This is a genomic window from Vreelandella hamiltonii, from assembly GCF_014651795.1.
GTDB classification, from domain to species: domain Bacteria; phylum Pseudomonadota; class Gammaproteobacteria; order Pseudomonadales; family Halomonadaceae; genus Vreelandella; species Vreelandella hamiltonii.
Window position 1 is genome coordinate 598,635 of the sequence record NZ_BMXO01000001.1, and the last position, 25,604, is coordinate 624,238.

22 protein-coding genes and 3 pseudogenes are annotated in these 25,604 nt (G+C 55.1%); 12 read left to right on the forward strand and 13 right to left on the reverse strand.

The window, feature by feature from the left end:
• Positions 1-105: 105 nt before the first annotated feature.
• The 12 genes and pseudogenes from IE061_RS17955 to IE061_RS02950 form a co-directional block, all read left to right on the forward strand.
• Positions 106-2,028: pseudogene (locus IE061_RS17955) on the forward strand (type VI secretion system Vgr family protein); the annotation flags it as partial.
• A gap of 81 nt (positions 2,029-2,109) precedes the next feature.
• Entirely contained in the window at positions 2,110-5,766 is a 3,657-nt protein-coding gene (locus IE061_RS17960; protein WP_230478370.1) for an RHS repeat-associated core domain-containing protein, read from the forward strand.
• A 27-nt stretch (positions 5,767-5,793) separates the two neighbouring features.
• Positions 5,794-6,942: an outer membrane protein assembly factor BamB family protein gene (locus IE061_RS02905; protein WP_193460914.1), complete on the forward strand. Its 1,149-nt coding sequence runs from the start codon at positions 5,794-5,796 to the stop codon at positions 6,940-6,942.
• Positions 6,943-7,082: 140 nt separating this feature from the next.
• The gene (locus tag IE061_RS02910) at positions 7,083-9,308 is read left to right on the forward strand and encodes an RHS repeat-associated core domain-containing protein (protein ID WP_193460915.1); all 2,226 of its coding nucleotides are present in this window, start codon (positions 7,083-7,085) and stop codon (positions 9,306-9,308) included.
• A 33-nt stretch (positions 9,309-9,341) separates the two neighbouring features.
• Positions 9,342-10,514 (forward strand): outer membrane protein assembly factor BamB family protein, encoded by a 1,173-nt coding sequence (locus tag IE061_RS02915; protein ID WP_193460916.1) that lies wholly within the window; start codon positions 9,342-9,344, stop codon positions 10,512-10,514.
• Positions 10,515-10,654: 140 nt separating this feature from the next.
• A pseudogene (locus IE061_RS18285) lies at positions 10,655-10,738 on the forward strand (hypothetical protein); the annotation flags it as partial.
• Between the two features lie 50 nt (positions 10,739-10,788).
• A complete protein-coding gene (locus tag IE061_RS18215; protein WP_193460917.1) occupies positions 10,789-11,466 on the forward strand; it encodes an RHS repeat-associated core domain-containing protein in 678 nt (225 codons plus the stop codon).
• Positions 11,444-11,902, forward strand: coding sequence for a hypothetical protein (locus IE061_RS02925; protein WP_193460918.1), 459 nt, complete (start codon positions 11,444-11,446; stop codon positions 11,900-11,902). Before IE061_RS18215 ends, IE061_RS02925 begins: the two co-directional genes overlap by 23 nt.
• Before the next feature lie 546 nt (positions 11,903-12,448).
• A complete protein-coding gene (locus IE061_RS17975) occupies positions 12,449-12,760 on the forward strand; it encodes a hypothetical protein (protein WP_230478372.1) in 312 nt (103 codons plus the stop codon).
• Complete coding sequence (locus tag IE061_RS02940; protein WP_193460921.1) at positions 12,748-13,062, forward strand: SH3 domain-containing protein; 315 nt, start codon at positions 12,748-12,750, stop codon at positions 13,060-13,062. Before IE061_RS17975 ends, IE061_RS02940 begins: the two co-directional genes overlap by 13 nt.
• A gap of 209 nt (positions 13,063-13,271) precedes the next feature.
• Positions 13,272-13,511 (forward strand): hypothetical protein, encoded by a 240-nt coding sequence (locus IE061_RS02945; RefSeq protein WP_193460922.1) that lies wholly within the window; start codon positions 13,272-13,274, stop codon positions 13,509-13,511.
• Between the two features lie 177 nt (positions 13,512-13,688).
• Entirely contained in the window at positions 13,689-14,885 is a 1,197-nt protein-coding gene (locus IE061_RS02950) for an E22 family MetX-like putative esterase (protein ID WP_193460923.1), read from the forward strand.
• Positions 14,886-14,910: 25 nt separating this feature from the next.
• On the opposite strand, the gene IE061_RS02955 is transcribed toward IE061_RS02950, so the two are convergent.
• From IE061_RS02955 to IE061_RS03015, 13 genes and pseudogenes are all read right to left on the reverse strand, one after another.
• Positions 14,911-15,606 (reverse strand): aspartate/glutamate racemase family protein, encoded by a 696-nt coding sequence (locus IE061_RS02955; RefSeq protein WP_193460924.1) that lies wholly within the window; start codon positions 15,604-15,606, stop codon positions 14,911-14,913.
• Between the two features lie 78 nt (positions 15,607-15,684).
• A complete protein-coding gene (locus IE061_RS02960; RefSeq protein ID WP_193460925.1) occupies positions 15,685-16,338 on the reverse strand; it encodes a DsbA family oxidoreductase in 654 nt (217 codons plus the stop codon).
• A gap of 64 nt (positions 16,339-16,402) precedes the next feature.
• Entirely contained in the window at positions 16,403-17,344 is a 942-nt protein-coding gene (locus IE061_RS02965; protein WP_193460926.1) for a cation diffusion facilitator family transporter, read from the reverse strand.
• 47 nt (positions 17,345-17,391) lie between these two features.
• A complete protein-coding gene (locus tag IE061_RS18175) occupies positions 17,392-18,024 on the reverse strand; it encodes a PAS domain-containing protein (protein WP_193460927.1) in 633 nt (210 codons plus the stop codon).
• Positions 18,025-18,151: 127 nt separating this feature from the next.
• Positions 18,152-19,123, reverse strand: coding sequence for a ribonuclease Z (locus IE061_RS02975; RefSeq protein WP_193460928.1), 972 nt, complete (start codon positions 19,121-19,123; stop codon positions 18,152-18,154).
• Between the two features lie 126 nt (positions 19,124-19,249).
• Positions 19,250-19,543 carry a HigA family addiction module antitoxin gene (locus IE061_RS02980; RefSeq protein WP_096922277.1) on the reverse strand — a complete coding sequence of 98 codons (294 nt, stop codon included), beginning with the start codon at positions 19,541-19,543 and terminating at the stop codon, positions 19,250-19,252.
• Positions 19,543-19,821, reverse strand: a complete 279-nt coding sequence (locus IE061_RS02985) for a type II toxin-antitoxin system RelE/ParE family toxin (RefSeq protein ID WP_193460929.1) — start codon at positions 19,819-19,821, stop codon at positions 19,543-19,545. Before IE061_RS02985 ends, IE061_RS02980 begins: the two co-directional genes overlap by 1 nt.
• A gap of 412 nt (positions 19,822-20,233) precedes the next feature.
• Complete coding sequence (locus IE061_RS02990) at positions 20,234-20,845, reverse strand: HNH endonuclease (RefSeq protein WP_193460930.1); 612 nt, start codon at positions 20,843-20,845, stop codon at positions 20,234-20,236.
• A 101-nt stretch (positions 20,846-20,946) separates the two neighbouring features.
• Positions 20,947-21,354 (reverse strand): annotated as a pseudogene (locus tag IE061_RS17990) (GFA family protein).
• Positions 21,355-21,401: 47 nt separating this feature from the next.
• Positions 21,402-22,001 (reverse strand): hypothetical protein, encoded by a 600-nt coding sequence (locus IE061_RS03000; protein ID WP_193460931.1) that lies wholly within the window; start codon positions 21,999-22,001, stop codon positions 21,402-21,404.
• A gap of 83 nt (positions 22,002-22,084) precedes the next feature.
• A complete protein-coding gene (locus IE061_RS03005; RefSeq protein WP_193460932.1) occupies positions 22,085-22,777 on the reverse strand; it encodes a hypothetical protein in 693 nt (230 codons plus the stop codon).
• Between the two features lie 40 nt (positions 22,778-22,817).
• Positions 22,818-24,554, reverse strand: a complete 1,737-nt coding sequence (locus IE061_RS03010) for an AIPR family protein (protein ID WP_193460933.1) — start codon at positions 24,552-24,554, stop codon at positions 22,818-22,820.
• Between the two features lie 123 nt (positions 24,555-24,677).
• A complete protein-coding gene (locus IE061_RS03015) occupies positions 24,678-25,598 on the reverse strand; it encodes a hypothetical protein (RefSeq protein ID WP_193460934.1) in 921 nt (306 codons plus the stop codon).
• Between the last annotated feature and the right edge of the window lie 6 nt (positions 25,599-25,604).

The following is a 25,604-nucleotide window of genomic DNA, read 5'->3' on the forward strand; positions in this document are numbered from 1 at the left end:
CTTGTAAGAGATATACCCTACGTGATGTAGGGGGGTTGCCCTTCCGCCCTGCCCCGTTATCCTCTGTGTTTCTCATTAGCGGCTGATGATTCAAGGAGGAAGGGCATGGCGCTCAGCACCGGACTGCATTTCACCCTGACGCTCCCCGGCGTTGACGACGTGGCCGTGATCGACTTCACCCACCGTGAAGCCCTCTCCCAGCCCTTCGAGCTGGCCCTCAACCTGGCCAGCCGCGACGGCAGTCTCGATGCCGCCGACCTGCTGGACCGCGAAGCAAGCCTCACCCTCTGGCAAGACGGCCAGCCGCTGCGCACTATTCATGGCATCGTCAGTGAGTTTGGCCGGGGTGACCGGGGCCACCGCCGCACCTTCTATACCCTGGTGCTGCGCCCCGCCCTGTGGCGCCTCTCCCTGCGCCAGAACTCGCGTATCTTCCAGCAGGTCGACCCGCTCACCATCATTAATACCCTGTGCGACGAGCGGGGTATTACCGATGTGCGCTTTGCCGTGACCCGCGAGCCGGAAAACCGCGAATACTGCGTGCAGTACCGCGAGACCGATCTGGCCTTCATCGAGCGCCTGGCCGCCGAAGAGGGGTTGTTCTACTTCCATGAATTTGACGAGAACAGCCATCACCTGGTCTTCGCCGACGACCCCAGCGTGCTGACCAGCGTGGGCGAACGCCCCTACAACAGCCGGGCGGGCGGCACCGCCCCCCAGCGCCACGTGCGCAAGCTGCGCCATACCGCTCGGGTAGCCACCGCCTCGGCTACCCTCAAGGACTACAGCTTCAAGACCCCCGCCTATGCCCAGCTCCACGAGCACCAGGGCCGCGACGTGGAAGCCCACGGCCAGCGGGACGACTACGAACACTACGACTACCCCGGCCGCTACAAGCAGGACGCCTCCGGCAAGCCCTTCAGCCGCATTCGCCTGGAACAGCTGCGCCGCGAAGCGCTCACCGCCCACGCCGACAGCGACCTGCCCGAACTCGCCCCCGGCGTCCGCTTCACCCTCACCGACCACGACACCGACACCTTGAACCGCGACTGGCAAGCCATCGACGTGGTGCACTACGGTGAGCAACCTCAGGCCCTGGAAGAGGATGGAGTGACTCAGGGCGATGCCAACGGCATGACCCGCTACTACAACCAGGTCACCCTCATCCCCGGCGATGTCCCCTGGCGCGCCACCGCCAACCCTAAACCGCGGGTAGACGGCCCCCAGGTGGCCTTCGTGGTCGGCCCGGAAGGCGAAGAGATCCACTGCGACGAACACGGCCGGGTCAAAGTGCAGTTCCCCTGGGACCGCTACGCGGAGCCAGACGACACCGCCAGCTGCTGGGTCCGCGTCGCCCAGGGCTGGGCAGGCGGCGGCTACGGCAGCATCGCCATTCCCCGCATTGGCCACGAAGTGATCGTCTCGTTTCTGGAAGGCGACCCGGACCAGCCGCTGGTCACCGGGCGCACCTACCACGCGGTGAACACCGCCCCGTACCCGCTTCCGGAGCACAAGACCCGCACGGTACTGCGCACCCAGAGCCACAAGGCCGACGGCTTCAACGAACTGCGCTTCGAAGACGAAGCGGGCGAAGAGCAGATCTGGCTCCACGCCCAGAAAGACCTGGAGCTGCTCACCCTTAACGACCGCACCGAAGAGATCCAGCGCGACAGCCACCTCAAGGTGCATAACAACCGCATCAGCGAGATCGACAACGACGACCACCACACGGTGCATCACAACCGCCACACCCAGGTAGACGGCGACGACCACCTGATCATCGACGGCACCCGCCATGAAAAAATCGGCCAGGCACAGTTGATGGAAGCCGGCCGGGAAGTCCATCAGGTTTCCGGGGGTAAAACGGTCATCGATGCGGGGGCTGAAATCACGCTCAAAGCCGGTGGCAGCTTCGTCAAGCTGGACCCCAGCGGCATCACGATCGTGGGTGCCAAGGTCAACATCAATTCCGGTGGCAGCCCAGGCATAGGCAGCGGGCAGGCCGCTACCACAGCCCTGCTACCGGGCGAAAAGAGTGGACTCGGCGATAAGCTGCTGGACATGGCCACCTCGTCGCTCTTTGCATCGCTCGGCGAGCAGCTGCTGGATATGGCGGACTCCTCCCTGCTCGATGGGCTGGCCGATTTTTGCAGCGCTTGTCAGCCCAGCGTCGGCAACCCGGTCAACCCGGTGCTGGGGGCCAAGCTATTACCAGCAGAAACGGACTTCGCCCTGCCTGCCCCCAAACCCTTCGTGTTCACACGCGGCTACCTTTCCCGCAACGCGCAGGTTGGCGTTTTGGGCCAGGGGTGGTCGGTACCGGGCGCTTCACTGACGCTCAGCGTCAGCGACCAGTACTGTGCCTTGAAGGATGCCCAAGGGCGTACCATTCGGTTTGGCGCCCTGGCCCCAGGCCAGGAGCGCTTTTCACCCACCGAGCAGCTATGGCTTCGGCGTGGTGGCATGACGGATGCAGGCGCCTCCCAAGTGTGGCAGGCACTGGACGAGGCCACGCGGTTCGATGACAACACCATCACGCTCTACGACGGTACCCACTATCTGCTGTTTACCGTAGACGACAGCGGCACTTGGCGGTTTACGCAGGAGCGGGATCGCAACGGCTATGCCACCACCTACCACTGGGAAGGTGACCTGCTGGTTCGCGTCGAAGACAGCGCGGGCCGCCACTACCAGTGGGAGTACGAGCTGGTCACGGCGGCAACGGTGGAAGACAGCGGCTTGCGCCTGGTGGGCATTCGACTGGTTCGCGACGCCGAAGGCGATCACAGCGACCAGCCGTTGGTACAGTATGCCTATACCTCGGAAGGCGACCTGCAAGCCGTTCACCATCAGGATGGGCAGGTGGCCCGTGAATTCGAGTGGCAGGAGCACATCCTGGTTGCCCACCGCGTGCCTGGCAGCCAGGAGACGCGCTATACCTGGGATCATCATGCGCCCACCGGGCGTGTCATCGAGCAGCAGGAAGCAGGCGGCCTGACGCGCACCTACCACTATGAAGACGACCATACCCGGGTCACCGACAGTCTGGGCAGGGAGGAGCGCTACTACTTCACAGGCACCGGGCCGGGCTTGCGGTGGGTGGGCCACGTGCGGGCCGATGGCTCGCGCATCGAGTTCCGCTATGACCGCGCCGGGCGCAAGATCGCCACCATCGACCCCTTGGGCCGCGAGACGCTGATCGCCCGTGACGACCATGGCCAGGTGATCGGCCAGACCCTGCCAGACGGCACTCACTGGGCCATCGAACGGGATGCCCTGGGCCTTCCGGTGCGACTCGACGGCCCGGACGACCAGCACTGGCAGATCGAACGCGATGCCCGCGGTAACCCGCTGAGCATCACCGGGCCTGACGGCACCACGGCCTTCGCCTATGAGCATGCCGACCTGCCCGGCCGCCCCACCACCGTCACCGATGCCGTGGGCGCCACCCACCATCAGGAGTGGAACGCGCTCGGGCAGGTCACCGCCCAGGTGGACTGTTCTCAGCAGCGCACCGAGTACGCTTACGACCACTACGGCCACCTGGCCAGCGTCACCAATGCCCTGGGCGAGACCACCCGCACCCAGCACGACGGTATGGGTCGCCGCCTCGCCACGCAGCTGCCGGACGGCACTCACTGGCACCACCATCACGACCTGCTGGGGCGGCTGGTGGAGGTCGAGGGCCCGCTGGGCTACCGCCAGCAGTTCTTCTTCGATGACCACGGCCGCCCGGTGCAGCGCATCGAGGCCGATGGCAGCCAGCAGTTCACCGCCTACGATGACGCGGGCCGCTTGAGCGAGCTGACCCTGGGCAATGGCGCCGTCTACCGCTTTACCTACGACGCGATGGACCGTCTGGCCAGCGAGACCGGCCCCGATGGCCGTGAACAGCACTACCGCTACGATGACGCGGGCCAGCTCATCGAGCGCATGGAAGCCCACCGCCCAGGCCCGGATGGCCAGCCGCTGGTGACCCGTTACGACTACGATGCCCTGGGCCGCCTCACCGCCCGGCACCTGCCCGCCACGGAACACGCCCCGGCCAGCACCGAGCAGTACCAGTGGGGCCAGCACGGTCAGCTCCTCAGCGTCACCAACGAGCAGGGCGAGGTGAGCTTCCACTACGACCACGCCCAGCGCCTGGTGGGCGAACAGCAGCGGCACCGTGCCCAGGCCGACGGCGCGGGGTGGACTTGGCAACAGCAGCACCAGTTGACCGCCAACGGCGCGCCTCAGGTCAGCCAGTTCGGCGACCTGCCCGCGCTACACTGGCACACCTACGGCAGTGGCCACCTGCACGGCCTCAGCGCCCCCGAGCTGGGCCTGGAGATCGCCCTGGAGCCCGATGCCCTGCACCGGGAGACCCAGCGTCGCCTGCACCTGGGCAGCGATGCCGCCCGCGCACCGCTGGTGCTGGAACGGGGCTACTCGCCTCTGGGGCAACTGGACCACCTCACCCTGAGCGGGGCAGGCAGTGCGAGCGTGTCGCAGCAGTACCAGTACGATGCCCTGGGCCGCATGAACTTCCGTACCCGGCAGCAAGGTCGGGCCACCGACATCGTCGCCTACACCTACGACGCGGCGGGCCGCCTGATCGGCAGCCAGCACGGCGAACAGGCCCACCGCTACTCGGTGGATGCCGCTGGTAACCGGTTGGCCTCCCAAGCGCAGCAGGCGCTGCCGGACAACCGCCTCACCCAGCTCGACGATGCCCGCTACCGCTACGACGGCGCCGGTAACCTGATCGAACGCCAGCAGCCCGACGGCGAGCGTCTGACGATGGGCTACGACGGCGCCAACCGACTGGTGCACCTCACCCACGCCAGCGCCTCCGGCGAGACCCGCGACGCCACCTACCGCTACGACGGCCTGGGCCGACGCATCAGCAAAACCGTGCGCCACCCCGACGGCACCACCGCCACCACCCACTACGGCTGGGACGGCGACCGCATCGTCCGGGAAGAGACCGACCAACAGCGCACCACCGTGGTGTATGAGCCGGGCAGTTTTGTGCCGATGCTGCGTATTGAAGATACCCCGCAAGGCCAACGCCTCAGCGCCTACGTCACCAATGCCCTGGGCACCCCCCTGCAACTGGTCAACGCCCACGGCGAGACGGCCTGGCAAGCCCAGCCCCACGACTGGGCCGCCACCCGAAACGAGCGCGGCCACACCGCCCAACCCATCCGGTTCCAGGGCCAGTGGCACGACGAAGAGAGCGGCCTCTACTACAACCGCCACCGCTACTACGACCCGCAGCAGGGGCGCTATATTAGCCAGGACCCGATTGGGCTCAACGGCGGCACGAATCTGTATGGTTACGTGACCAATCCGACGGGGATGGTGGATCCGCTGGGGTTGTCTCCTCAAGTGCTGGCAAATAGTGTTGTCGCTGCCCAAAAAGTGGCTAAATATTCTAATGACGCTTGGTGCGCTGCCCAGTATATTGCAACAAGTAGCAGTGCTTCTCAGTTGCCACCTATTGTTGCACAGCAGCTTGAAATGGCTGAAGAGGCTAGAGCGGCACAAATCCGTGGTTGTGAAAGCGATAAACGAAATCGTCTCGCGTTGCGACAGCCATATGCAGAGCATTATGAGAACTGTTTGCAAGACACTCAGAGTGAGTATAACGAACGAGTTGTAGACATTATGCAAGGCGACTCTGTTCGTCGCCTAGGAATTAACGAGCAATTGAACGAAATTTATCAAGAATGCCGTAATGCTGGGGTAGGTGACCTAGAAGTTCCTAGAAGGCGCCGATAGCATTGGCTTTGAAAAGGAAACTTTTTTATGAGTCTGGTTGTTAAGAGCACAGTTTTGCTATTTTTTTGCACCTTATCCATTCAATCATGGGCTGTATCTTTGATGTTCCAAGCTAACTTGGAGAGAACAGGAGTCTATGAAGGCACAGGGCCTCAAGAGAACCCAGAGTTGGCGTGGAAATTTTCAGCAGGGGCGCCTGTATTAAGCACTCCTCTTGTGTATGACGGTATGGTTTATTTTGTTGATTTTGAAGGCGGGGTTTATGGTGTTGAGCAAGAAAGTGGCTTGCTGATTTGGGAGAAAAATTTGGCAGGCCAGCCTAGTTTTCAAATTGCTGTTGACGAAAATTTTCTTTTAGTGGGGCGTCGTTTCTCTAGGGAAGATAATGAAAGCTATTTGATGGCGGTTGATCGGCTTACAGGAGAAGAAATTTGGCGGTTTGAGCCCGATGATCGTACTGGTATGGACGCTCCGGCTATCTATAACGGCAAGGTGTTTTTGACTTCGATGTCAGAGAACATCTTTTCTCTAAACTTAGAGACCGGCGAGGAAATTTGGAGGTTTCCTGTTGAAGGTGGAGACCGCCAACTTTTGATTTCCGATGGGGTTGTTTATTTTCAAGGCTCTGAACAGGAAATTTATGCTTTTGATGAAGCTGATGGCAATCTGATTTGGAGCTATTATCCGCCTATTTCGGGCGATAGCTATTTTATTACTCCGGCGATGGACGAGTGCTGTATTTACGCTATGGCAAATGAGCAGGAGACCGGATCAATTCTTGTGATAGATAGGCATAATGGGGAGAAAAAGGCTGAGTTTTCTGTGGGTGAAATAACAGAAAGCTCCTCAATAAGTCTTTTCGAAGGAGTGCTGTTTTTTGGTGATGATGGTGGTAGCTATGGTGGTGATAAGGGAAGTATGAATGCGATAGATACGAACTCCGGGGACCTTATATGGAAAGTGGAGACTCAAGGCAATGTAAGCTCTTCAGCAGCTATAGCAGGGGATATGGTTTATTTTGGCAGTTATGATCGTCACCTCTATGCTGTTGATCTTCATACTGGCGAAGTAAAGTGGACCTACGAGGTGAGTGATGGAATAGCTTCTTCGCCAGCTGTAGTCGATGGACGTGTTTATTTTGGCAGCATCGATGGTCATGTTTATGTTTTGGAGTGATGAACGCATCGTTTCTCTAGATATAAACTGTAAATGGTTAAGCTGAAAGATAAGTGGACTCAGTTTAAGTTGAGATATCATGAGACTTTAGCTGATTGCTGTTGTTTGGGAAGGCATTTTTAGTCTACCTTGGCGGTAGCGTGGCTCAGTCGTGCCACCTAACCAGCGTCACCAATGCCCCGGGCGAGACCACCCGCACCCAGCACGACGGAATGGGCCGCCGCCTCGCCACGCAACTGCCGGACGGCACCCACTGGTACCACCATCACGACCTGCTGGGGCGGGTGGTGGAGGTCGAGGGCCCGCTGGGCTACCGCCAGCAGTTCTTCTTCGATGACCACGGCCGCCCAGTGCAGCGCATCGAGGCCGATGGCAGCCAGCAGTTCACCACTTACGATGACGCGGGCCGCTTGAGCGAGCTGACCCTGGGCAATGGCGCCGTCTACCGCTTCAGCTACGACGCGATGGACCGTCTGGCCAGCGAGACCGGCCCCGATGGCCGTGAACAGCACTATCGCTACGATGACGCGGGCCAGCTCATCGAGCGCATGGAAGCCCACCGCCCAGGTCCGGATGGCCAGCCGCTGGTGACCCGTTACGACTACGATGCCCTGGGCCGCCTCACCGCCCGGCACCTGCCCGCCACGGAACACGCCCCGGCCAGCACCGAGCAGTACCAGTGGGGCCAGCACGGTCAGCTCCTCAGCGTCACCAGCGAGCAGGGCGAGGTGAGCTTCCGCTACGACCACGCCCAGCGCCTGGTGGGCGAACAGCAGCGGCACCGTGCCCAGGCCGACGGCGCGGGGTGGACTTGGCAACAGCAGCACCAGTTGACCGCCAACGGCGCGCCTCAGGTCAGCCAGTTCGGCGACCTGCCCGCGCTACACTGGCACACCTACGGCAGTGGCCACCTGCACGGCCTCAGCGCCCCCGAGCTGGGCCTGGAGATCGCCCTGGAGCCCGATGCCCTGCACCGGGAGACCCAGCGTCGCCTGCACCTGGGCAGCGATGCCGCCCGCGCACCGCTGGTGCTGGAACGGGGCTACTCGCCTCTGGGGCAACTGGACCACCTCACCCTGAGCGGGGCAGGCAGTGCGAGCGTGTCGCAGCAGTACCAGTACGATGCCCTGGGCCGCATGAACTTCCGTACCCAACAGCAAGGTCAGGCCACCGACATCGTCGCCTACACCTACGACGCGGCGGGCCGCCTGATCGGCAGCCAGCACGGCGAACAGGCCCACCGCTACTCGGTGGACGCCGCCGGTAATCGGTTGGCCTCTCCAGCGCAGCAGGCGCTGCCAGACAACCGCCTTACCCAGCTCGACGATGCCCGCTACCGCTACGACGGCGCCGGTAACCTGATCGAACGCCAGCAGCCCGACGGCGAGCGCCTGACGATGGGCTACGACGGCGCCAACCGACTGGTGCACCTCACCCACGCCAGCGCCTCCGGCGAGACCCGCGACGCCACCTACCGCTACGACGGCCTGGGCCGACGCATCAGCAAAACCGTTCGCCACCCCGACGGCACCACCGCCACCACCCACTACGGCTGGGACGGCGACCGCATCGTCCGGGAAGAGACCGACCAGAAGCGCACCACCGTGGTCTACGAACCGGGCTCCTTCGTGCCCATGCTCAGAATCGACGACACCCCGCAAGGCCAGGTGCTCAGCGCCTATGTCACCGATGCTCTCGGTACGCCGACGCAACTGGTCAACGCCCACGGCGAGACCGCCTGGCAAGCCCAGCCCCACGACTGGGCCGCCACCCGAAACGAGCGCAGCCACACCGCCCAACCCATCCGGTTCCAGGGCCAGTGGCACGACGAAGAGAGCGGCCTCTACTACAACCGCCACCGCTACTACGACCCGCAGCAGGGGCGGTATATTAGTCAGGACCCGATTGGGCTCCAGGGTGGGATGAACTTGTATGGCTATGTGATCAATCCGACGGGGATGGTGGATCCGCTGGGGTTGTCAAGTATCCGATTGCTGGTGGGAGCAGAAAAATTAAGAGGTGACGCTTGGTGTGCTGCTCAATATCTAACAACAGCCAGTAGCGTATCTCAGCTCCCCGCTATCGTGGAGCAGCAACTTGAAATGGCTGACGAAGCAAGAGCTGGCCAAATTCGTGGTTGTGAGAGCGACAAATTCAATAGTCAGGTTTTAACCGGTTTGCCAGCAGAAGGAGATTACAATGCGTGCTTAGATCGAGCTGATAGGCAGTACCAAGATAGGGTTGTAGAAATTGCTCGGCAAAATTCATCACGGCATACTTCTATTGATGATCAGCTAAAGGATATATACCAAAGCTGCTTTGAGCCTTCGATTGGCGATCTAGAAGCACCGAGTAAACGCAGGTAAACTATGCGGTTGAATTTTAAAAGGTTATTTGTTATGACGACTGATCAAAAATTGTTGAAAAAAAAGAAACTCTCAGTGCTAATTTTTGTTCTTTTGTTTTTTTTAACGTCTCCTATTTTTGTGTCGGCTAATTCTATTATGTATCAGTCGAATTTGGAAAGAACAGGTGTTTATGATGACGCTGGGCCTGAGAAAGAGCCTATACTGGCTTGGAAATTTGATGCCGGAGCACCTGTTGTGGGTACAGTTTTAGTTGATGAGGGTGTGGCATACTTCAGCGACTTTGACGGTGGAGTGTATGCTGCTTATGCAACTGATGGGTCACTTGTATGGGAGAAAAACTTAGGAGGGCAACCCAGCTTTCAAATGGCCCTGAGCGAAGATTTGATTCTTGTTGGCAGGCGATTCTCAAGAGATGATGAGGCAAGCTATCTGGTAGCACTTGATCGTATATCGGGAGAGGAGCGTTGGCGGTTTGAGCCTGACGACCTTTCTGGAATGGACGCACCTACAATTTATGAGGGGAAGGTGTTTTTGACCTCTATGTCGGAACACCTTTTTGCTTTGGATCTAGAAACCGGGAATGAGCTTTGGAGGCGTTCTATACAGGGGGGAAGTCGTCAGCCTCTGATATCAGATGGTATGCTTTTTATTCAAGACAATGCTCAGTCTATTTATGCTTTTCAGGCAGAGACAGGTGAGATATTGTGGAGCTTGTCTTCTTTGAGTGATAAAGAAAATTCTTTTAGCACTCCTGTTATTGATGACTGTTGTATTTACGCCACTGTTGTTGGGCGTGATGAGTCATCAATTTTGAAAATAAACAAAGAAAATGGAAGACAGGAGGATTCTTTTGTTATTGAATCTCCAACTATGGCATCATTAAGCTTGGATGATGATGTTATATATTATGGTGATTATGCTTTGGGTGATGGCAGGTCAGGTTACATGAACGCCCTTAGCACTATTACAGGTGAGCTGCAGTGGAGGTTTGAGACAGCAGGTAGTATAAATTCCGCAGTTGCGATTGCTGGAGATGTGATTTACTTTGGCAGCCACGACCACCATTTGTATGCTATTGATCGCCATTCCGGTGAGTTGAAGTGGCGTTATGAAACGGATGCAGGTATAGCATCCGCTCCAGCCGTAGTCGATGGACGTGTTTATTTTGGCAGCATCGATGGTCATGTTTATGTTTTGGAGTGATGACCACATTGTTTCTCTAGATATAAACTGCAAATGGTTAAATTGAGTGATAAGTGGGCTCAACTTAAGTTGAGATATCACGAGACTTTAGCTCATTGCTATTGTTTGGGAAGGCGTTTTTAGTCTACCTTGGCGGTAGCGTGGCTCAGTCGTGCCACCTGGCCAGCGTCACCAATGCCCTGGGCACCCCCCTGCAACTGGTCAACGCCCACGGCGAGACGGCCTGGCAAGCCCAGCCCCACGACTGGGCCGCCACCCGAAACGAGCGCGGCNAGTGCTCAGCGCCTATGTCACCGATGCTCTCGGTACGCCGACGCAACTGGTCAACGCCCACGGCGAGACCGCCTGGCAAGCCCAGCCCCACGACTGGGCCGCCACCCGAAACGAGCGCGGCCACACCGCCCAACCCATCCGGTTCCAGGGCCAGTGGCACGACGAAGAGAGCGGCCTCTACTACAACCGCCACCGCTACTACGACCCGCAGCAGGGGCGCTATATTAGCCAGGACCCGATTGGGCTCAAGGGTGGGATGAACTTGTATGGCTATGTGACCAATCCGACGGGGATGGTGGATCCACTAGGGTTAGTAGGTGAATGTCAAGGTAACTGGGAGCATGTCGGCTCGGTAACTGGATATGGAACATCAGTTACTGCCACAGGTGTAGATGGCTCATTGGTCAGACTGCGAGCAGCGGATGCTCGAGCCGCACTCCATGTAACCTCGTTCCACTACGAGGCCACATTTAGCAATATTGACAGTAATGGAAATCCTATTGCAGGTATTTATCCAGTACATTCTGGAACATTAAGTGGCCTTCCAGCGGGAGGAGGGACAAGCAAGGTTTTCAATAATCCCTCACCATCAGACTGGATAGTGACAATACCTAACCAACAAAAGTCATGTGACAACTGCGGGGAGCCTCAGATTCGTGTCCAACAATGTATTCAATAAAGCGCTGCTATTCCTCTCTGCATTAGCATTACTTGGATGCAACCAAGAAGAGGATAAATATTACAGGGCTGACTGTATTGTCAGAATAAACATTGACTGGTCTGGATACGATACGGAAAGGAGGCTAGCTATACAAAATCGTGTTTTACCCGAGGCGGCTCTTGCCTACCATGAGACGCTTGGCTTTGACAGCCCTGTATCAGGCCCAAGCAGCTCGATTAAAGGAGAAGAGAGAGAATATTATTACCTTCAATTCTCCGGGTTGTGTGACAGGAGGTACGAGTTTTCTGAGAACATTATCGCGTACTTTGCAGAAAATTTTGATGATGTTCCCCCCTTAGAAGTAGATCCTGGGACCTTTAAACCTGGAAGGGACACTATTGAGGTTTATGGTGATTCGTGGATAGATGGCGAGCGAGTCTATCAACCACAGTAACGTGGTGTGTGAGCTCTAATGGCAGACAACATACTCACCGCCCGCAGGGCTACCATCAGCAGTTCAACGCCTATGACGAGATCGGCCACCTCAGCGAGCTCACCTTGGGCAATGGTGCCGTCTACCGCTTCAGCTACGACGCGATGGACCGTCTGGCCAGCGAGACCGGCCCCGATGGCCGTGAACAGCACTATCGCTACGATGACGCGGGCCAGCTCATCGAGCGCGTGGAAGCCCACCGCCCAGGTCCGGATGGCCAGCCGCTGGTGACCCGTTACGACTACGATGCCCTGGGCCGCCTCACCGCCCGGCACCTGCCCGCCACGGAACACGCNGTATATTAGTCAGGATCCGATTGGGCTTAAGGGTGGGATGAATTTATATGTTTATGTTAACAACAACCCTATTGGTTACGTAGATCCCAAGGGCTTAGAAACAGTTGTAACCATATGGCAGCCAGTTGGATGGGGGGCGTCATCATTTGGACATGTGTCTACGAGCATTAATGATACGACATACTCATTTGGTCCGAGTGGGATGTCCATCTTGCCTACTGAAGTTTACCTTGGTAACAATTCTTTCCGAAGTGGCGTTGGAACTACGCTTAATCTTTCTTCAGAGCAAGAGTCGCAATTGCAGAGCTGTATGAGCAATTTTAATGATTCATACAATGCATTGAAAAATAACTGTGGCGCTCCAATACAGAACTGTTTAAGAGAGCTTGGCCATGACCTCGGCGGGAACTTATTACCGGTATCACTTGGTAACTCGCTGCTTGACTCCGAGCTGGCGAAAGAAGTTGAGTTTTATCCGCAAACAATTCCTGCTACAGGGACCAGTGCGCCATGGGCCAAATGATACGGAATTTTATTTTTGGAGGTGTTGCAGTTTTTGCTGCAGCAGGAATCATGAGCTGTAAAGATAATCAAGAACTTGTTTTAATAGCCGAAGCGCCGGTGGCTGTATATGAGGACTATCCATCTGATGGCCCACCTCGTGCAAGTGTTATTGGTATGTTGGAGGAAGGTGAGGTTGCTTCAGTAATGCACACACGTTATGCAAAAGACGCTGCATATTATAAAGTTAAGCTTGATAGCGGTATTGAAGGATATGTGGGGTGGGGTGGCGGTTTTAGAATTACACCTGTAGAGCATAATTAAATAATGCCTGAGCTTTACGTTAGTCACAGCATCTTTGACTGGCGTGGTGTAGACACTGAAGACCGGAGCTACATGAGGGAAGCCAATTCCTTTTGCAATGGCCCCAGGGCTTGCTGACTCGGGGTCGCGACTTCTATAGATAAGCGTTCGCGACGACCACAGCCACGTATGGTTGATTAGCGGCACCGTGTAGATGGCGCGGGGCGGGCATGGCAATGCAACACCAGCTGACCGCCAACGGCGCGCCTAATGTCAGCCAGTTTGGCGATCTTCCCGCGTTACACTGGCACACCTACGACAGTTGCCACCTGCACGACCTCAGCGCCCCCGCTCTGGGCTTGATGATCGCGCGAGAAAAAAAGACAAACAATAAAAACGCTACTAATTCGTCGTCCGGCCTCTCACTTGTCACATTTGAAGGCTCCATATACTCCATTCAAGCACCGTAAAAGCGCGTTACTCCCTCAGGGCGCTCTACGATGACTCTCCCTGTCACTGGGGCTTGCCTGTACGCAGCCATCACCAACCCCCTCTGCTCCACACCCCGCTCATGCGGACTATGCTGAGAAGGTGGCTGCCCCGCGTAGCCCGACAACAACCACAATAACCTTCAAAAAGGAAAGCGCATGCGACGCAAGCAACCATTCGCGCTAGTAACGGCCGCCTCGTTCACCAGCATTGGCCTGTTGCTGATCACGCCCTTATGGGCCTGGAATGGCGTGGTCGAGAAGCAGCGGTTCGAGATCGAGAGCTTTACCACCCAAGGCGGCGAGACGATTCCCAACGTGGCGGTGGGCTGGGAAGCCTACGGCGAGCTGAACGAGGCACGCGATAATGCCATTCTGATTACTCACTTCTTCTCGGGCACCAGCCACGCCGCAGGCCGTTACGAGGCCGAGGGTGAGGCCACCGGCTACTGGGATGCCATCATTGGCCCTGGCAAGCCACTGGATACCGATCAGTACTACATCATCTCATCCGATACGCTGGTCAATTTGGGGGCGAACGACCCGAACGTGATCACCACGGGGCCTGCCACCCTTAACCCCGATACTGGCGAGCCTTGGGGCATGGATTTTCCCGTCGTGACCATCCGTGATTTTGTCGAGGTGCAGCGCGCCCTGCTGGAAAGCCAGGGCATTGAATCACTGCATGCGGTCATGGGCGCTTCCATGGGTGCCTTGCAGGCCATCGAGTGGGCCAGCGCTTACCCTGAACGGGTCGAGCGGTTGATTCCCGTGATTGGTGGCGGTGTGGCCGACCCGTGGCTGCTGGCCACGCTCAGCGCCTGGGCCGCGCCTATTCGCCTGGATGCCCGCTGGAACGAAGGCGACTATTACGACGGCGAACCGCCCACCGACGGGCTCAAAGAGGCGCTGAAGCTGGTGACGCTCAATGCCAACCACTGGCAGTGGGCCAACGAAGCGTTCAACCGTGATTGGGCCGACGACGCGCGCGACCCCGCCCAGGACATCACCGCCCGCTATGCCATCGAACAAACCCTGGATGACATCGCCGCCGCCCGTGCGGCGCTTTCCGATGCCAACCACCTGCTCTACCTGGTGCGCGCCAACCAGACCTTCATGGCTGGCTACGGTGACTCGCTGGAAGCGGGGCTGGCCGCCATCGAAGCCCCCACATTGATGCTGTATAGCGAGAACGATTTGGTCTTCACCCCCGAGGGCGTACGCCGCACCGCCGAGCTGATCGAAGCCGACGGCACTGAGGTGACGCTAGAAACGCTGGAAGGCAACCGAGGCCACCTGGATGGCGTGGTGGCCATCGAGCAAGCCAGCGATACGCTGCGGGCGTTTTTGGAGTGACACAGCGCCTGGAAGGCCAATCTCGCTAGCGGCTTTCCAGCGCCCACTGCACCGCCTGCTCTGCATGGATCTCGGTCGTATCGAAGAGCGGCACGGGAGTGTCGGCCTGTTGAACCAGCAGGCCGATTTCGGTGCAGCCTAGAATCACCCCCTGCGCGCCGCGCTCGGCAAGCGCCTCGATGATCGCCAAGTAGTCGGTTTTGGCCTCTGCTTTCACCACGCCCAGGCACAGCTCCTGGTAGATCACCGAGTGCACGCGCTCGCGCTGTGGTTCTGTGGGCACCACCACCTCGATACCGTGGCGCTGCAAACGCTCGATATAAAACGCCTGCTCCATGGTGAACCGCGTGCCCAGCAAACCTACGCAGGCAATGCCCCGGCGCTGCAGCACCTGGGCCGTGGCATCGGCGATATGCAATAGCGGAATGGAAACCGCCGCTTCCAGCGGCTCGGCAACCTTGTGCATGGTGTTGGTACACAGCACCAGACAATCGGCCCCTGCTGCCTCCACCGCGCTGCCCGCCGCTGCCAATATCTCGGCAGTCGCCTCCCAGTTGCCCTGATGCTGCAGCGCCTCGATGTCGGCAAAATCCACGCTGTACAGCACCACTTTGGCAGAATGCAGCCCGCCCAGCGCCGAGCGCACATGCTGGTTGACGAGGCGGTAGTAGGTTTGGGTGGACTCCCAGCTCATGCCGCCGATCAAGCCGATGGTTTTCATGGATTCATTCACCTTTTCGAGGCCTGGAAACGTTGTGCAGCGAAGGCTGCCCATACTTCAGGCAGCGCTTCCCACACATTAGCCGCTGGCGTTTTCCTCGGCCACCTGACGCAGCGCATCGACCAGCACATCGGCGGGTTGGGCGCCGGAAATCAGGTAGCGGCCATCGAGAATGAAGCCCGGCACGGCACTGACGCCCATGTCCATGAAGCGCTGCTCTGCCTCACGCACTTCTTCGGTGTACTGGTCAGAACGGGCGATGGCCTCGGCGGTGTCGCCATCCAGCCCCACCTCCATGGCTTTTTCGCGAAGCACCAAGGGGTCGGCGGGATTTTTCGCCTCGCCGAAGTAGGCCTCGAACAGCGCCAGTTGAAGCGCCGTTTCCTGGTGCTGCGTGCCGGCCCAGGCCAGCACACGGTGCGCGGCGAAGGTGTTGTTCGCTCGGCGCTCCAGCGCGCCACGGAAATTCAGGCCAAGCGCTTCGGCGGCGGCCATGATCTCGCGCTGGGACTGCTCCATGGTGGCCGCATCCTTGCCGTACTTGCGGCACAGGTGCTCCAGAATCGGCTCGCCCTCGGGCGGCATGTCCCGGTTCAGTTCGAAAGGCTGCCAGACCAGCTCGACCTCGATCTCGCCAGCGAGCACCTCCAACGCCTGCTCCAGGCGCCGATAGCCAACCGCACACCACGGGCAGGCCACATCGGATACCAGATCGATTCTTACCTTTTGCATGGGGTGTCTCCTTTGGGTTCATTCATCATGGGTAACATCCGGCAGATATGGCCATGCCACTGCCTCAATCCGCCCACTCCAGATCTCCAGTAAACACGACCGTCAGCCAGCGGTGCGGCCCTTCGTCGCCCAGCAAACCACTGACTTCGTTACGCAGCGCATCCCATTCGCCAATGGTGCGCGGGGGCGCATCGGCGGGGACGATAAAGTAGAGCTCGATTTCCCTGGAGCGACCCACCCGCGCAATATAGGCGCGGTAGGTGGTAAACCCGTGCTGTTGCACGAAAGCCTGTGCCACCTGATCCACATGCTGCTTCAATGCGCTCGGGGTGACCAGGAAGATATCCGCCAGCGCGCGGCGCACGGTGGAAATCGGCAGCGGAATGATGATGACGCACACCACCGCCAGTACCGCCGGGTCGATGTAGGGCGAGATCCACTCCCACGACGTGCCCTGCACCAGATAGCCCAGCGAGAACGCCACCAGCAGCGCCGCCGTGATGCCTGCCGACATGATCCAGCCACGCACGTCCAGGCGCACGAAGTCCGACCCGATACGGCGATTGGCGCGAGCCTCCACGATAGCGGTGGAAACACACGCCACCAGGGTGATCACCGCATAAACGATTGCCCAGCCAAACTCCAGCTCGCGCCCGCCTTCCAGCAGGCTGCTGATGGCGTTGACCAGGGCATACACCGCCACGCCAATCAGCAGCGTGCCATTAACGCCCAGCACCATGGGCTCCAGGTGCCAGAAACCCACGGAAAAGCGCTCCCTCAGCTTGCGCGACAGCCCTTTCGACGACACGAACGAGGTAATCAGGTTCACCACCAGCAACGAGAGCAGGCTCATGCTGGCATCCACCAGGGCATAGATGCCGTCGAACATGATCGAAAACGACCCCGACATCAGGCCAAAGCCGATGCCCAGCCCCGCAATCACCAGCGTGACGGCGATGGACGTTCTCAGTACGCCGCTCTCATCGCTCAGGTCGAAACTACGCATGACGGTATCCCTTTCAGTGCGAAAATCCGCTCAATCCTGCTACTCTTTCAAACCTGCAATTCTCTCAATTGCTTCATCAATCCCGTAATCACTTTTGCCGAGCTGCTGGTGTCATCCGCCAGGCGGCGCACGTGTTCGGCAACCACCGCGAAGCCTTTGCCGGCCTCGCCTGCCCGCCCCGCTTCGATCCCCGCGTTGATGCTGAGCAGTTGCAGCATCTTCAGTGAATGGGCAATTTTCTCGGTTTCGGTGGCAATGTCGCGGCTGATGGTGCCCAGCTGCTCTTCACTTTGCCGCCGCTGCTGAATGTCGGTGACCACCCCTTCCAGGCAGATGACGTTCCCCTCGTCATCTTTGACGGCACCGCCGTACTCGCTCACCCAGCGCAGGCGGCCATCTTTACAGCGCACCCGATAATCGGCGTGCCAGTTCTTATCGGCAGCGATGGCCCGCTCGATGGCCTGATCCAGCCCCGGCGCATCCTCAGCGTAAATTAACGCCACGTAAGATTGCTGGCGGTTGCCGATCAAATCATGACTGGTATAGCCCGTCAGCTCCTGAACCCTGCCGCTCAGGTTCAGCATGGTGTAGTGCTCATCGTTGCGGCAGCGGTACAGAAACCCGTTCATGCGCGACGCAATGCTTTCATAGATACTGTCTTGCTCAGACATGCTGGTCATGGCCCTTCATGGTGGAATGCAACGGTACGTCAGCCCTTTACCCAGCGACTTAAGTCGTACTCTTCGAGGGGCACTATGCCGAGACCGCACCGCCAAGTCCAACGCCAAACTCACTTGCAAGCAACGACTAACAAGGCGGCTCGCGGGTCTGCTCGGTGACATGGCCCGCTTTATCCAGGTGGTACTCGCTAAAGTCCTGCGCCAGGAAGAGCGCGCCTGAGTAAACGCTTTGTGCCTCGCGTTGGATATCCTCGATGGAAGGCACGGCATGGGACCTGAGCGGGTAGCGGGGGCTGAAGTGGGTCAGCACCAGGTGGGGCAAGCCGACCTGCTCGGCAAACGCCGCCACCTGCCTGCCGTAGCTATGCCCTACCTCACCGGCTTTCTCGGCCATCGCTTCGGTGTAAGTGGCTTCGTGCACCAGCACCTGCGCCCCGGCACAGGCTTGCGCCAACAGCTCGGGCTGGTCGTTGTCTCCGGCAATCACCACTTTTCTGGGGGCGTGTTTGAACAGCAGGTAATCCTGGCTGCGCAACGGCTTGCCCTCGAATGCCACCTCCCTCCCCTGCTTCAACTGCCCCCACAACGGCCCTCTGGGAATGCCGTGCCGATCCAATTTATCCACATCCAGGGCGGCCTCCACGTTGCGCTCGGTGAACGTATAGGCGTAGCACGGCACGCGATGGGAAAGCGCACACGTTTCCACCGCCATGTTCTCGAATTCGATGCTGGGCAGGTTATCGGCGCAGATGAACTCCAGCGCGAAGGGCAGGCAGAGCTGGGTGACCGCACAGGTAGCCTCCAGCCAGGTTTGGATACCCTTGGGTGCCACAAGGGTCAGCGGCGCCTTGCGCCCGCCCATGGCCGCACTGGCCAGAATGCCCGGCAGCCCGTAGCAGTGGTCGCCGTGCACATGGGTAATCAAAATGGCCTTCAACGAATGAAACGACAGCCTGGTGTGCAACACCTGATGCTGAGTGCCCTCCCCGCAATCGACCAGATACCAGCCCTTGCCCTTGCTCTCTTGCAAGGCGATGGCAGAGACGTTGCGTTGTTTGGTGGGCACACCGGCGGAAGTGCCGAGGAAGAGTAGGTTCATGGTGTTTTGTGGGGCCATGGAAGTGAATGGCTATTCTCGGAAAAACGCTACAACGACTACACCAAGCTCGCCTTGACCATGGAGGCGAAACAGTAATGGAAGAGAAGCCTCCATGTTAAGCGCTCATCAAGCGGCGTTAAATTCCAGTGGATGGAGGCCATCCAGATTGACCGTACTCCGCGCCACCCAGAGATCATGCATATCCTGCATCGCCAACCAGCTCTCAGGGCTACGCCCCAGCACTTTGGAAAGGCGCAGCGACATTTCCGGGCTAATGCCACTTTCTCCTTTGAGCAGCCGGGACAACGTGGACGGTGAAACGCCCAGACTCGAAGCAAGCTGACGCGAGCTAATGCCAAAGGGCTCCAGATACACTTCCCGAATAAATTCACCAGGATGCGGCGGATTATGCATCGTCATTAGTGATAATCCTCATAATCAAGAATGTAGGCGTTACCGTCCTGAAATTCGAACGTCATACGCCAATTTCCGTTCACCCAAATCGACCATCGCACTTTGTCTTTCCCTTTCAATGGGTGAAGCCTAAAGCCAGGGATGTTCATATCTTCGACTGAAGTGGCGGTATCCAGAGCAAGAAGCTGCATACGTAGCTTCTTGGCATGATCCGGCTGTATGCCAGCGGTGCTGCCAGTCGAGTAGAACCGTTTCAGCCCTTTGTGCCGGAATGATTTAATCATGAAGAAACCATAGCATGATGCGCACCGCGCAACAACCGTCTAGCGTTCATCGCCAAAATTGACATCAGCAACGCTTGTCTAAACATTGAGCACATCGATCAATAAGGCCTAGCAGCGAGGTGTCATGCGATACAGTAGCAAAGAAAAGCTTTGCCGATGAGGCTGGTCTTGCAACAGATCTACATCTCGGGCTGGAGCGGATGCTGGTAATTCAACACCGCCATGGCGTTCTGGTCTTAGTTGTAAACCTTGATGCACGGCATGCTGACTACTCCTCGTCAGTTTTCCCGATCCTACCAAAACCTGGCTGTCAAAGGGTTTTTTTTACAGCCTCAATGCCTGAAACTCAGTTGCCGCCCGAAGCGCGCCAGCGCTTTGGGCGGTCAGCTGCAGCGACTTGTTGGGCTGCATACTACAGCTCGACATGATTACGTACTGTTACCCCCGGCAATAACGGTTCTGATCTTCGCATAAACCCGTTAGCTTCCAGTATCGCATTCCTGATTTGGAGTGGACTCTGCTGCCAGATAATGCACGCTTGCTGAAGTCGAGGCCCTGGGATTGTTGAAGCAGCTTCGAAACCTTGCAGCCTCTTAAACACTGCCAATGTTTTTTCGCTCAAGTAATAAAATTCTTCATAAAGCTGCCCATGCCTGAGCGCGTGCTCCAAAAGATCTCCGTACAGCCCCGCCATAATCTCAATTTTTTCACCACCTTGAGCGTCCATCGGCTGAAACATATCAGGGCGGCCGTTAAATCCACTATGGACTTCACTGTGACACGGCCCGCATAGCGAGATACCGTTGCCTGTTTCAAATTCGGCGCTTTTGAGGAATGTTTTACGACAGATATGGTGAGCTGCAACGCGTTCGGCTGCTGAACATAAGACGCATACGCCTCCGTCGCGCAATCTGACAAATTTACTCCAGTATCTGAGGAGTGTGTTTCTAGAAGACTTACGCTTCAGGCTAGCATCTAGGCGGAGATAGCAATTACATAGTTCTTCGAAGCGCAAGTGATTCATACAATTTCCTGCTTAGGCCCAACGCCCGAGCACAACAGCACGAACGAAGTGAGTGTCCGGTGCCGCAGGCACGAACTGCTGCGACTTATTAACTGTTCTTGTCATCTATTTAGCTGCCACTCTTGATAGGCAGGGGCGCACTCATATTTCAACCAACTAACGTCATGTGATAACCAAATATGCGCTTCAGGCTTAACTCCCGGATCTTCATCCAAAGTAGCCACACGCAATATTACATGAGGTTGACTAGGTCTTTCAGCTACCAAATGCGTTCCGCATACTGAGCAGAAACGTCTCAACTTTCCTTGACTAGATTCAAAGCTAGAAAGTTTTTCTTCACCACGAATCCAACGAGAATTTTCTCTCAGAGCACCCGCTGTGGGTACGAAAGGTGCAGCATGTGCCTAGCGGCAAGTTTTGCAGTGACAAAAAATAATCGGCATGTCCAGTGAGGCAATTTCATACTCAATGGATCTACACAAACAACTCCCTTTCACGGATACCTCCATGGTACAGTTAACCCCGCATTTAGCGGCTTGTCCGCTGCAATGCTTGATTATACATTACTACAAATGTTCTTCTCAACACACAAATCCATTGGTTCGAAAAGTAAGCAGTCATTTATCCTAAGGAGTGCACGAAGTAATTTTTCCCTAATGGCCGACCGAGGTTTCTTATCTCCGGCACACTCGATTGCTTCAACTACGTCATAAAGTATGCCTTCTAATGTTTTGCATAGCTTTAGATCAGCAGTCTTTTCATATATAACATCATCAATTACATGATGCTGCGAGATTTTATTCTTGGGTGAGCACGGACAGACGCACTTTCTAGCGCCTTGATACATTTGAGCTCCACTACAAACGTATCTTTCATCCCTGTAGGTTATTGTCAACCCATAGTCATTTTGCACAGGATACCCATCATGATAATCATGGTGCTTCGGATTGGGGCAGTCAGAGTGTCGCGTCACGACATAGAGGCCAAATTCTTTTGCCCCCTTCAGGTATTTATTATAGAGTTTCTTTAGACTCCCCCTAGTTATATAATTGGGCGTAGTTTCATCCCAGAATAAACTCCAACCTGAGTTTTCCACACCAGTGATAATCTCTAAAATATCAGCTCTTAGTTCTGCGTAATACTTAAATACACACATGACTCATCCTAGGAGATGCATAACACCCAAAACACCGGAAACCTTAAGCGCAGCGTAGGGCTTCCGGTGATTTATTTGTTATGCTACTCCCCTGTATCCTCGCTGCCAGACTCGTCGATTTGTTGCTGGCCTCTTTGAACTTCAGGTATGCCATGATCTAGTACAAATGTTACTTCCGGTGGTGGTACATCTTTACTTGGCTCAACGGATGGTTCCGGCTGGCTTTGTGACTCTTGGTTGTTTTCTTCACTCATTGGGTTTTTCCTCTCTATTGTTGCTGATAAAGAAACAATTAGCATTGCTGATAAGGTAAGTGACCACATTGCACAAGCAATATCTCTATAGCCTTTTATCAAAAGCTCCAACTTTTCTGCATTTCCTTTTCGTGCATACTTTAAAGCTTCCGAGCAGGTTTTTGTCAGCGCAAATTGAATAGTAGGAAGGCTCTCTGGCTCATATCGTTCAATAAATTTTTCGTCTAAAGGAAGCCTTGGCATCTCTTGAAAGCGTAACGCACGATAAAGAAAACTCCAAGAAGATGCAAAAGCCAAATATGTAAATGCTACGACAGTACACGCAAGCCATTGAAGCAAGCTTTCTGTAGGAAACAATAAGTCAGAGTAGAAACGCAGAAGTACTGTATACGCGAGCACACCAACAGATAGCAAGCTTAAATATCTTGCTGATTTATCCTCGATATTTCTAAAGCGCTGAAGCTCATCATCAAAAGCAGCGCGAGCATAGGTGTAAAGAAATTCGTGCTTCTCACTCTTCATCAATGAGCCTCTGGTTGTATAGCGCGTAAAGCATAACACCTCAATCATTCGACGCGGTAGTGGTCGGCTGCATTGAATTGTTATGCACCCTGTACGCTGTCAGCAAAAGCTCGGTCTCACTTTCTGACTTGTATTGCTTCTTGACGAGTTCAAGACCTGATAACTCGAATATCTCCTGCGCCTTTTGGAATAGTAATAGAGCCCTACTTTCATCTACTAGAGCCTTCTTGAACTCTTCACAAACAGATTCGATCTTATTGCTGTTGAAAGGTGGCAAGCTCTCACCAGTGGCAAGCAATCGGACAATATACAGAAGATGAAATCGAGCTTTCTTATATTCAGACTTCAGGTTCCCACTCCTAAAGAACTGTTCGATTCTGTAGTAAGAAAGCGCGCTAACATAATAGGGCGAGTACTTATGCTCTTCATTAAATATTAGACCAGAAAAACGCTTAACGATGGTCCCATAGTACCCTGACACTAAGTGAGGAGAATTCAAGAACATCGACGCGAAAGACTTAATTTGCATTGGAATGGAAACTACCTGTGTCTTCTTGATACCTGCGTCCGAGTTGTACTGCTGAGATCTTCGTTCGTAGTACAATGGAAAAATTTTTCTTTCCGCATTATAGTAAAGCTCTAGTTTCTTTTGGAACATATTCAAAGCTTCGAGCTGCTCTGTTTTCACCTCCGTCTGGCTGTTGGTTGCCAGTGTAATTGCAGTCTTAATTTCATCATTATCTGTAACTACAATCTTAATCGGAACATAAACACCGTCGATTCCCTCAATGTTCTGACACTCATGTAACACATGGCTGGTTTGACACCCGTTTACCACTTGATAATCTCTTATTGTGAACCTATTCGCTGCTGGCGTCAGCGCTGAGGCGACAATAGTGATACCATTATTCAAAACGCAAAACAGATCGAATTTTTTGTCCTCTAATGTGCCTTTTATCTTTTTGTTTACGGCATTACTTCCTTGAAAATCTCTGACATTGTCATCAAAAATACTATAGATGGTGCTGTTCTCATCTTGTATTAGCTTGACGTACTCTTGAAAAGGTAAAATACCAAGATATGCTTCTTGCACACCTTCGATATCCGGCAAAGTTATGCGACTTTGAAAGTTAATCGTAGACGAAAGTTTGTTTTTTGTTTCATGAAACAATCTTTGTATTTCACTCGCGCCCAACGGCTCTATTGACACCTCTTCGAATAGGCCGATATTCTCGATTTCTGCCTTTCCTGAGCTAATTATTGCTTTTAGGTTCTGGTCGTTCTGCCATTTTCCTGTGCATACGTAATACAATCTACATATCGGTCTTCGGTTTATCATATACGACGACATTGATATGGCCGATTCCCAAATGTCTTTCATCTTCCGAATTTTGTCATTCTGAACCAGCTGAGGGTCATCACTCAGGAAATCTTTCACTCCATGAATAAAACTACCTATCGACGAACCGTCAAAGGATGATGATGTCTTCGTTTGTATAAATGTGACATCCGCATCTAGGTGTGATGACGTATCAACAACATCACGAAGCTCATCTTCATCTATTATAATTCTTCCATTCACAACTAACGCGACCCCATCTATCCCGCAATCCCCGCCTGATCCCGCATGAATGTCTTCAAGCTCGAAGCTTCCTCGGAATAACTTTGAGACAATGGAAAAGTTCGAGAAATGCTCAAATTTGGTAGCTTCGCTTACGCTTTCTATTTCATACTGGTGAGAAAATGTGTCTATGAGCGATTTTGTAATTTTATCCATCTTAAATCTCCAAATTTGGTTTCCGCGTAACGCCACGATTTTCGGCCATTTTTTAGCGCAGCGGAAAATTGGTCCGACAACAGCGCCTTGTTAAAAGCTATTAAGCTAACTCTGGAAGCCTATCTAATACCATCGCCCCTTTGCATAGAAACTAACTTGCCCTGTTTTTGGATCTATTCTCATTTCTATTTCTTCTGGCGGCTTAATGAATACCTGTGGGAAGCCCCATTGGATAGGCGTTTGAAGTATGTCGCCAACCCCATTCGTGATCGCTACCCGCATTCCGCTTCTGCTTTTCATAACCTTTACGAACGCCCCGTCATTCTTGACCTCGTTAGGCATCAGCCTTTCTTCCGGCAGCGCATTAAGGAATTCAATATATTGAATAAAGCTGCTCTTCTTTACGGGGTCACCCTCCAGATACTCTATCGCGTCGTTCAAATGTATTTGATTACAAAAGTATGTGTAATTAACACACCATGATAGTTGTTCTTTTTCACCTTTCAAAGGAACATTAAACTTAATTACAGGCAACGACTTGGAGGGAACTACTCCTCTACTGAAGACTTCGTCTCCAAACAAAGAAGACAAGACAGTAGCTTTAGCCTTTTCAAAAATTACACAAACGGGAGCATTTATTTGAGGCTCATACTTTGCTAGCTCATTAAACTCATTACTTAGAAATATACGTCTCTCTTCATCAAAAATGATGTCACCCTGATTAACGCACCCACGAAACATGAAGCCATTTCTCAGGCCTAGCTCTAAAAAGAAATTAATGGACCCTATAAAATTATTAACAGAGGCAACATTATCGACACCATAGGAAACTAGAATTATTGAATCAGAAACGATTTCAGATATCTCAAAATTATTGCTAGGCCCTTCGTAGTCCTCAGGCACTCCAAAAAAAACCTTATTTTTTGCAGTATCGACGAATTCTGAATATTTATTATAAACCTCTTCGATTCCCGTCTTTTCGACCATCGCTGAAAAGCCCAGGACATCTAAAAAGCATATCAGTCTGTTCTTGTGATAATTCAATTTTCA